Source organism: Oerskovia rustica (assembly GCF_014836555.1).
GTDB classification, from domain to species: domain Bacteria; phylum Actinomycetota; class Actinomycetes; order Actinomycetales; family Cellulomonadaceae; genus Oerskovia; species Oerskovia rustica.
The window spans coordinates 25,281-36,377 of record NZ_JACSQQ010000003.1 but is presented as its reverse complement, the minus strand read 5'-3'; the positions used below and the strand labels follow the sequence as shown (position 1 = coordinate 36,377).

Genomic DNA, 11,097 nt, shown 5'->3' with positions numbered 1-11,097 from the left:
CGGAAGGTGCGCTCCGCCGTCGGGCAGGGCAGGGACGACTCAGCAGGTGAGGTTCGACCCCGTCGTCGTGCCCAGGATCTGCGCGAAGCGCTGGAACGCCGCGATGCGGCTCTGCACCTGCGCAGGGTTGCCGCCGTTGCACTCGAGCGTGCCGTTGATCGACCGGATCGACTCACCGAAGCCCGAGCCGCCCACGATCGCCTGGTGACCGGACATCGTGCCCGCACCCGACTGCGTGTTCCAGAACCACAGGCCCGTCTTCCAGGCCACGGCCGGGTCGGTCTCGACCAGGTACGGGTTGTTCAGCAGGTCGATGCCCAGGGCGTCGCCCGCGGCCTTGTAGTTGTAGTTCCACGAGAGCTGGATCGGGCCCTTGCCGTAGTACGCGGACTGACCCGCGGGGCAGCCGTACGACTGGCTCGCGTCGCAGTAGTGCGGGTAGTTCGCGGTGTTGATCTCCTTGACGTAGACCAGCGCGCCCGTCTCGTGGTTGACGTTCGCGAGGAACGCCGCCGCCTCACGCTTGGCGACCTCGGTGCCGCCCGACGTGGCGAACTGCGGGTACGCGCTGAGCGCCGCGACCAGGCCCTGGTAGGTGTAGAACGGGTTCCGGTTGGGGAACATCTGGTTGAACTGGGCCTCGCTCACCACGAAGCCGCCCGTGCCGCCACCGGTGCTGCCACCCGTGGTGCCGCCCGTCGTGCCACCGGTGGTGCCGCCGGTGGTGCCGCCGGTCGAGCCGCAGGCGCCCTGGGTGCGCCAGACGCCCCACTGGCCCGTGGTGCCCGGGGCCTCGCCCTGGGTCCACCACCCGGCCTTCCAGTTCTGGCCGTCCTTCGAGACGACGGCGCCGCCCGTGTACACCGCGGACGAGGACCACGCCGGAGCGCACACCTCGGCAGCGGCCGCACGGGGCGCGGGTCCGGCGATCGACCACGCGAGGGCCGTCGTCAGGAGAAGAGCAAGGAGGGCCAGCACCGTCGCTGGTCGTCGGATCGTTCGTGCCGTGAGCATGCACGTGCCTCTCGTCGATAACAGGGGACGTCTGCGAGCCTGTCGGGAGGTCCGGGCGATGGTCAACGCACGTAGGGGGTACTACGTAGGGCGCTCGTTGCTCGTGCGGCGTCGCCGAGCGGAGTCCTTCCGCGCAGGGAACACCTCCTGATAGGTTGTGCTATCAGGAGGTGGGGCGGTTGTCAGAGGATCACTCGTCGCCGGTCGAGAGCGCCTTTGCTGCCTACCTCGGACGGGTGGCGCGTCGGGCCGACGCGGCGCGGGACGAGGCGCGTTCGTCGCTCGTCCGGGCGGTCCGACAGGCGACGGACCTGGGATGGAGCCAGCGACGGATCGGTGCGTCGATCGGTCGGAGCCAGCCCGAGGTCCATCGGTTGCAGCGTGTCGCAACGAAGACCGCGGACGAGGTCGTCGAGGAGCAGACCCTCCTCGACCGTGTCATGGAGGAACGTGCAGCGGTCGTCCGGGTTGCGGCGAAGCACGGAGCCGCGAACGTCAGACTCTTCGGCTCGGTGGCCCGAGGCGAGGACACGGCCGAGTCGGACGTCGATCTCCTGGTGGACCTGGAGGCCAGTGTCGGACTGTTCGCGCTGGGTGCGCTCGAGGTCGAGCTCGGGGAGCTCCTCGGGCGTCGGGTGGACGTCGTACCGGCCCGCGCGCTCCGGCCGGAGGTCGCGGCGACGATCGAGTCGATCCCGCTGTGAAGCGCGGAGACCGGGAACGGGGCGAGGAAGCGCTGCACCACCTGGGCATCCTGCGGCGGCACGTCGCGGGGCGCTCCTGTGGACAAGTCTCCGGCGGACCGGGGCGGTCGGTATGGTCGCCCGGGCTCCGCGCGGGAGCCTCGGACGCAGTGCGGGGGGGCCATGCGAGGTGGGGACGTCCTGAGCGCGCTGCTGGCGGCCGCGCTCGTGGCGGGGTGCGGCGGGAACGGCTCGTCGGCACCCGCGACGGTCACGCTCGCTGACGCGCCCGAGCACTACGGCGCCGTCCTCGCCGACGTCCGTGAGGTGGTCGACGACGAAGCCGGACCCCGTGAGTGGACGTCCGTCGAGCGGGCGCCGATCGTGTGGGAGGTCGCCGAGGGCCGGTGCCCGTTCTGGACCCCGGGGTGGCGCGCCGAGGAGCCGATCAGCATCGACGGCTCCCGGGCACAGGTCGTCGACACTCTCGACGCCGTCCTGACCGAGCACGGGTTCCACGCCCGCCACGAGAACGAGTCACTCACCGGCGGCTGGGCCTTCCTCTCGGCCGAGGACGCCAACGGGGCCGTCCTCACGCTCCGCTCGACCGGGCACACCGAGGTAGGGGTGTCCGGGGGATCGGTGCTGCGCGGTGAGGCGGCGGGGTGCCCGGGGTGGGAGGAAGGCTAGGCGTCGGTCTTCACCACGGTGCTCGCCCCCGGGCCGGGTGCTCGGGTCAGGGGATGCTCCTGCCGCGTCGGGCAGTCGCGTGGGCAAGCTCGCCGAGGCCCTCGGCATCGAGCCCCGGCCAGCCGTGGACCAGGTCGAGCCACTCGGCGGGGAGGTCGCTCGTCCCGTAGCGCGCGCCGAGGAGCGCCCCCGCGATGGCGGCCACCGTGTCGGTGTCGCCCCCGATCCTGACTGCTGCCTGCAGCGCGCGCACGGTGTGCGGCGCGCGCTCGGCCACGGCGCCCGACGACGCAGCCGAGCCGTCGCGCTCCAGCTGGGCTCCGCCGTCGGGCACCTTGGTGGAGGCGATCGCGTGCCACGCGGCCTGGAACGCCGTGACCGTGAAACCGTTGGCCCCGAGGTCGGCGGTGGGACGATCCTGCTCGGCGTCCGCGATCCATGCCGCCCAGAGAGTCCGTCGACCGGGCGGCAGGAGGTCGAGTCCCGCGCGGACGTCGAGCATCCCCTGAGTGATCGCGACCCGGACCGCCTCCGACCACAGCACGCAGGACTCGCCCGCGAGCGGGTCGGTGTGCGTGAGCTCGGCGACGGCGCGGGCTGCGCGGGCCGTCTCGGTGCGGTCGTCCAGGGCGACCACCCCGACGATCCCGGTGCGCATGAGCGCACCGTTGCCCGCTGTCCGGCCCGTCGAGACGTGGAGGGCCTGGCTCGCCGCGCGCAACCTCGCGGCCGGTCGCCCGGGGAGGTGCGCGGCGTTCCTCAGGACGGCGGCGGTCTGCGTGCCGACGTCGGACGCGCCCCCGGTGAGCCACGCCTCGAAGGCCGCGGCGACGTCGTCGAGCGGGCCCTCGGTCGTCAGTCCCCGACCCTGTGCCGCGACACGAGCGACGCACACCGCCATCTGCGTGTCGTCGCTCCACTCGCCGGGTGCGTAGGGGCCGAGCCCACCGCCGCGCATGACCGCGGCCTCGTCGGCGCGGGGCGGCGTCGCGAACTCGTACGGGACGCCCAGGGCGTCGCCGCACGCCTGCACGACGAGGACGCCTGCGGCACGGTCGAGGAGGTCGGGGGCAAGGTGAGTGGTCACGGGGAGAGCGTAGGGGGCGCAGGACCTCGGGGAGCAGCGGGGGCTGAGTGACGAGCGCAGTGCCCGCCGAGTGTGCAGTTGGGGCTGTCTCCGGGGCGTTCGGACCACCCGAACTGCACGCTCGGCGTTCGCGCACTCCTCCGGAGGCCCGTGTCGGCGGCGGCTGGGAAGGTGGGATGCGGGAGGCCCCGCACCGTGCGGGACCGGGAAGGTCGTCATGAGCTCACCGACGCAGCCCCGCACGTACCCGCACGGGGTGCCGTGCTGGGTAGACACCGAGCAGCCCGACGTCGACGCCGCCACCGCGTTCTACGGCGCCCTGTTCGGGTGGACGTTCACCGACAAGATGCCGCCCGGCGCACCCGGGCGCTACGTCGTCGCCTCGCTCGACGAGCGGGACGTCGCGGCGATCGCCTCCCCGCCCGACGGGAGCGACGCGACGCCCGAGTGGATCACCTACGTCGCGGTCGACGACATCGGCGTGACGGCCGGGGCGGTCGCGGCCGACGGCGGCGTGCTGCTCTCCGGCCCCGAGATCGTCGGCCCACCCGGACGCATGGCCTCGGTCCAGGACCCGCAGGGAGCACGGTTCCGCCTGTGGCAGGCCGGCACGCGCCTCGGCGCCCAACGCGTCAACGAGCCGGGGACCTGGAACTTCAGCAACCTCCTCACCCCCGACCCCGACCGCGCCCTCGACTTCTACGGTCCGCTGCTCGGGTGGGAGCTCGACCCCGAGCTCGGCGCCGGGATGTTCCGCGTCCCGGGCTACGGCGACCACCTCGCACGGACCGTCGATCCCGGCATCCACGAGCGGCAGGAGTTCGCACCGCCGAGGTTCGCCGACGTCGCCGCGGGAGTCGCACGCGTGTCCGACCCAGCGCGCTGGGACGTGGCGTTCTCCGTCGCCGACCGGGACGAGAGCGCGACCGCGGCCGAGCGGGCCGGCGGGGTCGTGCTGTCGACGTCGGAGAACGAATGGGTGCGCGAGGCCGTGGTGCGCGACCCGCAGGGAGCGGAGCTGACGCTGTCGCAGTTCGCGCCGCAGGAGTGGGGATAGGCGCGCGAAAAGGACACTGTCGGGTCGGCGCGAGTCGCGGGCCTACTTGAAGGTCTGGTTCGGCCAGACATGGGAAGCCACGTGCCACGGTGCTGCCAAGTGGGGCTTTCCCTGGAACTTGTCGTTGCGTCGACGCCGCGCGTCTCCGCTTCCCCAGTCGGGCTGTTCCTTCTGCACTATCCAACCGGCGGCGATCCCGGCATCGAGGGCAGGCAGGTCCTCGATCCAGATCGCTCGGAGCATCAGAGGCTTCCACACGGCCTTCCGCGGACGAGATGTACCCGTGCTGGCGACGTAACCACTCAGCGGGCGTCCATCGGACTCCCCATAGGCCTTGTGCCACTCGCGGAATCCGCCGGATGCATCAAGGCCTGCGAGCCCGTCGACCACCAGGAAGCCGAGCCCTTGCTCAGCGATGCACTGCTTCACAGCGCGCGAGTCGTTCAGCCACATCGCACCGTTGCTCCGCTTCGGTGGATGCCCGTCAGAGGGGTGGGCCGCCGTCATCGCGGTGTGGGCTTTTGCGTCCCAGACGCGCGTCGGCGAGGCGTAGTCAAAGATCGTGTTTCCGAACCTGACCTTGGGTCCGCCGACAGGTGGTGTCGGACGGAGCTCGTTGAGAATCTCGCGGACCTTCTCCTCGAAGTAGAACCCGGCCCACTCCATCTGGCGCCATTGCGTCGAGCCGCTCTCGCGCATCCACTCGACGCATGCCCGCCCGTCCCAGTGGTCCGGCAGTCCACGCTGAAGTGCGTCCACCAGGGCGGTCCCCTCGTCAGCCGCGGTCGCCCAAGCGGCAGACGAGACGTGGGCATGCCTCTCGGCACCAGCAAGGATGAGGTTGAGCCCCTCCAGCGTGATGCTTGCGCCTGTCGAGCCAGCCGAGTCGAGCCATGGGACACCAAACTCGTTGCACAGCGCCGCCGCCAGGTCGTGCTTGGTCCTCCTCTGGTCGAGCAGGTGCGGTGCGTGGCGCCTCGCGAGGTCCTTCAGCGTCCACGTGTGCTCCTTGCCTCCAGGGCCGAGCAGGTCGTGCGGCACTCCCGCGATGTCGCAGATGCGATCGACTGCCTGTTGCTTGCTCTCCGCCGGTCTGAAACCGGGGAACGCCTTCATGACCTGCTGGGCGGTCGTCTTCGACCCGACGTTCGATGAGCGCGACAGGGCGGCGAGGCTGTACGACGCTGCACGAAGCAGGGTGTTCATGCCGGCGAGCGTCACCTGGAGTCCGATGTAGTCGTGCTCGGCAACCCAGTCGACCGACAAGGCTGCGGCGATCTGACCACCGAGCGTCGCGTTGACCGCACTGAGATCCACGTCGAGACCAATGCTCTGTGCAAGCGCCACCAGTGAGCGCTTTGGCCCACGCGTCCCGGAGTCCTGGGACGTGGTGAGGGCGAACATGCGTGCACTTGCCTCAGGAATCGATGTCGCAGGGTTGAACGTGGTGTCGGTCACGTGCACAGCCTGGCACAGCGGGGAGATGCCAAGTTCGTGGAAGACTGGGGCTTCGCTCACAACATCCGACAGGGGTACTTGCGCTCGCGCGCAGGATGCGGTTAGCTAGAACACGTGTTCGACCCCGACTCGGCAGATGGAGTATCCGTGAGCCACCAGACTGAGACTGCGGCCTTCAGGTACATCGATCTCTTCGCCGGCATCGGTGGCTTCCACGCCGTCCTCGACTCGATGGGCGGAGAGTGCGTCTATGCGGTCGAGATCGACAAGGCTGCCCAGGACGTCTACGAGGCCAACTGGGGTATGCGCCCCCTCGGATCGAACGACAAGGGCGACATCACGCTCGACACTCAGACCGAGCTAGAGGTCAACGTGCCCGAGCATGACGTGCTCGTGGCTGGTTTCCCGTGCCAGCCGTTCTCGAAGTCTGGTGCTCAGAAGGGCATGGACGAGATCCGGGGCACGCTGTTCTTCGACATCATGCGGATCGTCAACGACCGCAAGCCCGCTGTGGTGCTGCTCGAGAACGTTCGCAACCTCGCCGGACCGCGTCACGTGCACGAGTGGGACGTGATCATCGAGCGCCTTCGGAAGGCTGGATATCGTGTGAGCCACACGGCATCGGTACTGTCTCCGGTCAAGGTTGCGCCGGAGTTCGGGGGGCACCCTCAGACACGTGATCGTGTGTTCATCGCGGCGACGCGTGTCGCTCCTCTGCGGCCGACCCCGGAGGCCGAAGAGGCTCTCGCGAGGGGCAGGATCGTCCTCCCCGATCCCGTCCAGGACACCGACGAGACCGTAAAGCCGATCGCGCTGGACCACCTGAAGATGCAGCGCCCTTGGAACCTGATGGCCGACCTGCCGCTTGACGAGAAGAATGTCGGTGGCTCGTCTGTCAGCGTGGACGAGTGGCGGTGGATCGATCACTGGGAGCGCCTCGTCCAGCGAATGCGTGCGATGCTCGCACATGAGGCCGACCGTGCCGGTCTCCCCGCGAAGGAGATCCCGGGCTTCCCGATCTGGGCGAACGTCTGGACCACGGATGAGAACGAACGTCGGGCCGCGCTCGAGGGCGCCGCGGGGATGGCGTGGAAGGTCAGCCATCTCAGGAAGAACTACGAGCTTTACGACCGACTGCGCTCCTACGACGCCTTCTTGGCCTCGACCGAGAAGGGCGCGACCGAGAAGGGCGCGACCGAGAAGGGCGCGACCGAGAAGGTCGCGACCGAGAAGGGCGCGGACGAGAAGGTCGCGACCGAGAAGGGCGCGGACGAGTCGCGGTGGACGCCCAACTGGCTAGGCACGACGCGCCAGTTCCCGGAGTCGCGCCAGAAGATGGAGTGGCAGGCTCAGGACTCGGGCTCGATCCGTGACTGCGTGATCTCGATGCGTCCTTCGGGCCTGCGCGTCAAGCAGATGACCCACCTGCCGGCCCTGGTGGCGATCTCGCAGACACCGATCATCGGCCCGCTCGAGCGCCGACTGACGATCGAGGAAGGAACTCTGCTTCAGGGGCTTCCGGCGTCGTTCAAGGGCGCGACATGGAAGCAGTTGGGCAACGGGGTCAACACGGGTGTCGTGGCCCAGGCGCTCTCTGCGCAAGTTGAGCGAGACGCTGCGCTCCTCGAGCTCGATGAGCGAGGTCGTAGAGTCCTCGCGGCAGTGCGCGAGACGATGCGTGTGACAGGTGGGGACCTGCGCGAGAAGATCGCGGCGGCGGTCACCCGAGGTCAGGCCAAGGTGTCGAGGACCGATGTGGTAGAAGGCTCCCGCGCGGCCTGAAGCCGCCTGAAGTTGACTCCCGGCGACCGGAGCTGGTCGATCTCTCTGCAACGTCGACATGGCTTGGTGCCCGGGCCGGGCGGTAGCGTGAGACGGATGGCACTCGTCGGACCGCACCCTGGGGCTTCGAGCCTGGCGGTGAGCCGTCGAATGAGCGCGGCACGCCGTCGAGACACCAAACCAGAGCTTGACGTGCGCCGGGTCCTTCATGCGCGCGGTCTTCGGTATCGCGTCGCCTTCCCGGTCCCTGGTATGGCACGCCGGAGTATTGACATAGCGTTCACCCGGGTCAAGGTCGCGGTGTTCGTCGACGGCTGTTTCTGGCACGGCTGCCCAGAGCACGGCACGCACCCACGTTCCAACTCGGACTGGTGGGACGCCAAGCTCCAGCGAAACGCGGTGCGGGACGTCGAGACCACACGCCACTTGGAGGATGCGGGATGGACCGTCCTGCGCTTCTGGGAGCACGAAGAGCCTCACGCGGCATCCGACCGGATCTGCGCCACTCTCAGCGGCTCCCTCTGACTCAAGCGTTCTCACGGTCCGCGTACGTCGCGCTCGCGGAACACCTCGACGTGGTGCTCGTGACGGCCGACGTCAGACTGCCCCGTGCCCCGAGCGTGGCTGCGAGATCGAGGCCGTCTGACCCCTGTGGACAACCGCGACCGCACCCGGTAGCAGCACCACGATGGTCCCAGGGCGCGCGTCGCGCGCCGGTCCTGTCCCGTGGCGCGCGCCGTGCGGCCCGGGCATCAACGACAGGGGGAGTCGGAATGGGTACGACCGTCACACGGCTGTGGGCTACCGCGGGCCTGGTGCTCACGGGGCTCGTCGTCGCGGGTCTCGTCTCGGTCCTGGTGATCTGGATCGCGGGGGTCGTGCGCGGCGACGAGGGCCTGGCGTACAACGGGGGTGTCGGCGTTGTGCTGCTCGCCCTCTACCTTCCGTGGTTCGCCACCCACTACTGGTTCCGACCGACCCTCGTCGGCCTGCTGCTGCCGTTCGTGGCGGTCTTCCTCTCTCCCTTGCCGCTCGCCGCGTTCCTCGTCGGCCCGCATCTCGCGGTCCAGGTCGGCGGGGAACCGGTGTCGTCGGCCACCAGCACGATGCAGATGGTCGTCGTCGGCACGCTGCTCCTCGCCCCGGTCGCCGGCCCGGCGTGGTTCGTCGCGCGCAGCCGACGCCGGTGGGCGCGCCTGTTCCTCCGGGCCGACGCGGTGCCGGGTGGCCGCGTGGTGGAGCTCGTCGAGGCCGTCCGGTACGCGCACTGGACGGGCGCGCGGCTGGTCGACGTGCGCAGTGGTGAGTGCGCGCAGGGGTATCTCCCGGGGCGCCACCGGCCGCGGCAGGTGTGCGTGGTCGACGGCGAGCTCCGCGTCGTCGACCGGGTCTCACCGATCGTGCAGGGTCTCAGCGGGGCGCGGACCCCGCCGACGACGCACTACGTCACCGCTTCGTGGGAACCGTCGGCGCCCGACGAAGCAGCGTTGGCATGACCTCCCCCGGAGAGGTCAGCCGACCGTGACCCGCCCCAGCAGCTCCTCGAACACCCGCTCGCTCACGACCGGGATCCCGTACCGCCGAGCCGTGCGCGCCTTGCCGGACAGCGAGTCCGGGTCGGCGGCGATGACGACGCGCGTGCGCTTGGTGACGTTCGGCCAGGGTGCGAGCCCGGCGGCCCGCGCCTCACGCTCCCAGTCCTCGCGCGGTCGCGTCATGGCCCCGGTCAGCACGATCTCGTCGCCCCGCGCCAGTCTGAACCGCGGCCGGTCAGCCACGCTCGCCACGGCCGGAGTCACCGGGATCGGAGTCACCGCGACCAGCACGGCGGCCTCCCCGTCGACGACCGCGGCGTCCGGGGCGCCGGCACCGTTCGTGGTGGACGCGACCACCACGGCCGTGTCCGCACCCCCGGCCGGCCCGCCGTCAGCACTGCGGCCAGCCCCCAGCCCGACGGCGCCGCTCGCCTCCGCGCCCGGGTGCGCTCCGGCGTCGGGAGCTCCGCCGAGAACGGCAGGCGTCACGCCCAGGTGCATACCGCCGTCGGGCAGGGTGCTCGCCCCGATCAGCACGCCGCGCCCCGCGCGCGCGACCGCCGCCGCGACGTCGTCGGCGTCCATGCCGAGCTGGCCAGCGACCTCGTGGAGGTCGGCGACCTCGCTGTCGGAGAGCACTCCGTCCGTGAGCGCCACCCGCGCGAGCGCGTCGAGGTACCCGTGGTGCAGCGACTCGACCTGCGCGCGGCTGAGCCCTGCCTCGTCGGCGGCGGCGAGCAGTGCCCCGCGCTCGGTGAAGGACACGTACCGGTCGAGCAGGGCGAGGTCGAGGAGCGCGAGGTAGTCGTCGGCCTGGGGTGGGAAGGGGACGCGGTCGAGGCGGTCGGACAGGCCGGACAGCCAGTGGCCGGTCGGGCGGCTCGCGCCGCGCAGCACGGGGACGAAGTCGGCAGCCGCCGGAAGCCCAGGCCATGAGTGCGTCGCGGACGCCTCGTGCGCGACGGCCCAGAGCGGGTCGGTGTCGTCGAGCCCGAGGTAGTGCTCGAGGAGTCCGGCGGTGGCGCGCGCGTCCCCGAGGGCGGAGTGGGCGCCGTCGTGCACGACCCCGGCGAGCTCGCAGCAGATCGCGAGCCCGCGCGGCGCGGACGGCAGGAACGTCCCGGCGAGGCGCATGGTGCACAGGCACGCGAGCGGGTCGATCCCCACGGGCAGGCCGACGCGGCCGAGCTCGGCGCGCAGGAACCGGGTGTCGAAGCTTGCGTTGTGCGCGACGATCACGCGCCCTTCGAGGAGCCGCGCGAGGTGCGGCGCGACGACGGCGAACGTGGGCGCGAGCCCGACGTCTGCCGCGCTGATGCCGTGCACGTGCTGGGGTCCGAGGTCGCGCTCGGGGTTGACGAGCGTGCACCACTCGTCCTGGACGCGGCCGGCGGCGTCGGTGAGGACGACGGCGACCTCGGCGATGCGGTCGTGCTGGCGGGGCGAGAACCCTGTGGTCTCGAGGTCGATCACGGCGAATCCGGGCACGGGGGACAGCGTGCCAGGTCCGGGCTGCGGGGTGAAGTCCGCGCATAGAAGGCGTCGAGGGAGTTCTCGCCGAGCGAGACGCGCGAATCGTTTTTAACCTGGACGGACATACCAATTCATCGGGGAGCCGTAGTGCGCACTGCCGCCATCACGACCACAGTCCTGCTGTCCGTCGCCGTGCTCACAGGCTGCAAGGGCGGGGAGACGGGCCCCGGGCAGCCCTCGCCGACCCCCTCCTCGACGAGCTCCCCGACGCCCTCGCCGACGACCCCGCCGGTCACCCCCCTTCGGCCTGCGGTGCGG

The 11,097-nt window shown here is 70.8% G+C and carries 10 protein-coding genes; 6 read left to right on the top strand and 4 right to left on the bottom strand.

Translation table 11 applies throughout. The features are described from left to right. Nucleotides 1-39: 39 nt before the first annotated feature. Complete coding sequence (locus H9652_RS02310) at nucleotides 40-1,014, bottom strand: glycoside hydrolase family 19 protein (protein WP_191794479.1); 975 nt, start codon at nucleotides 1,012-1,014, stop codon at nucleotides 40-42. Between the two features lie 179 nt (nucleotides 1,015-1,193). Here H9652_RS02310 and H9652_RS19530 point away from each other — a divergent pair, with 179 nt between their 5' ends. Continuing rightward, entirely contained in the window at nucleotides 1,194-1,718 is a 525-nt protein-coding gene (locus tag H9652_RS19530) for a nucleotidyltransferase family protein (RefSeq protein WP_225227627.1), read from the top strand. 162 nt (nucleotides 1,719-1,880) lie between these two features. Further along, complete coding sequence (locus H9652_RS02300) at nucleotides 1,881-2,387, top strand: hypothetical protein (protein ID WP_191794478.1); 507 nt, start codon at nucleotides 1,881-1,883, stop codon at nucleotides 2,385-2,387. A 46-nt stretch (nucleotides 2,388-2,433) separates the two neighbouring features. On the opposite strand, the gene H9652_RS02295 is transcribed toward H9652_RS02300, so the two are convergent. After that, nucleotides 2,434-3,474 (bottom strand): ADP-ribosylglycohydrolase family protein, encoded by a 1,041-nt coding sequence (locus tag H9652_RS02295; protein ID WP_318243949.1) that lies wholly within the window; start codon nucleotides 3,472-3,474, stop codon nucleotides 2,434-2,436. A gap of 217 nt (nucleotides 3,475-3,691) precedes the next feature. Here H9652_RS02295 and H9652_RS02290 point away from each other — a divergent pair, with 217 nt between their 5' ends. Next, entirely contained in the window at nucleotides 3,692-4,531 is an 840-nt protein-coding gene (locus H9652_RS02290; RefSeq protein ID WP_191794476.1) for a VOC family protein, read from the top strand. A gap of 42 nt (nucleotides 4,532-4,573) precedes the next feature. On the opposite strand, the gene H9652_RS02285 is transcribed toward H9652_RS02290, so the two are convergent. Continuing rightward, on the bottom strand, nucleotides 4,574-5,989 hold the full coding sequence (locus H9652_RS02285) for a hypothetical protein (RefSeq protein WP_191794475.1): 1,416 nt from the start codon (nucleotides 5,987-5,989) through the stop codon (nucleotides 4,574-4,576). A gap of 147 nt (nucleotides 5,990-6,136) precedes the next feature. Here H9652_RS02285 and dcm point away from each other — a divergent pair, with 147 nt between their 5' ends. The 3 genes from dcm (at nucleotide 6,137) to H9652_RS02270 (ending at nucleotide 9,267) form a co-directional block, all read left to right on the top strand. Further along, on the top strand, nucleotides 6,137-7,771 hold the full coding sequence (dcm, locus tag H9652_RS02280; protein ID WP_191794474.1) for a DNA (cytosine-5-)-methyltransferase: 1,635 nt from the start codon (nucleotides 6,137-6,139) through the stop codon (nucleotides 7,769-7,771). A gap of 96 nt (nucleotides 7,772-7,867) precedes the next feature. Then, the gene (locus H9652_RS02275) at nucleotides 7,868-8,296 is read left to right on the top strand and encodes a very short patch repair endonuclease (protein ID WP_191794473.1); all 429 of its coding nucleotides are present in this window, start codon (nucleotides 7,868-7,870) and stop codon (nucleotides 8,294-8,296) included. Between the two features lie 248 nt (nucleotides 8,297-8,544). Further along, complete coding sequence (locus H9652_RS02270; RefSeq protein ID WP_191794472.1) at nucleotides 8,545-9,267, top strand: ABC transporter permease family protein; 723 nt, start codon at nucleotides 8,545-8,547, stop codon at nucleotides 9,265-9,267. 15 nt (nucleotides 9,268-9,282) lie between these two features. On the opposite strand, the gene H9652_RS02265 is transcribed toward H9652_RS02270, so the two are convergent. Continuing rightward, nucleotides 9,283-10,794 carry an exonuclease domain-containing protein gene (locus tag H9652_RS02265; RefSeq protein ID WP_191794471.1) on the bottom strand — a complete coding sequence of 504 codons (1,512 nt, stop codon included), beginning with the start codon at nucleotides 10,792-10,794 and terminating at the stop codon, nucleotides 9,283-9,285. Nucleotides 10,795-11,097: the final 303 nt, after the last annotated feature.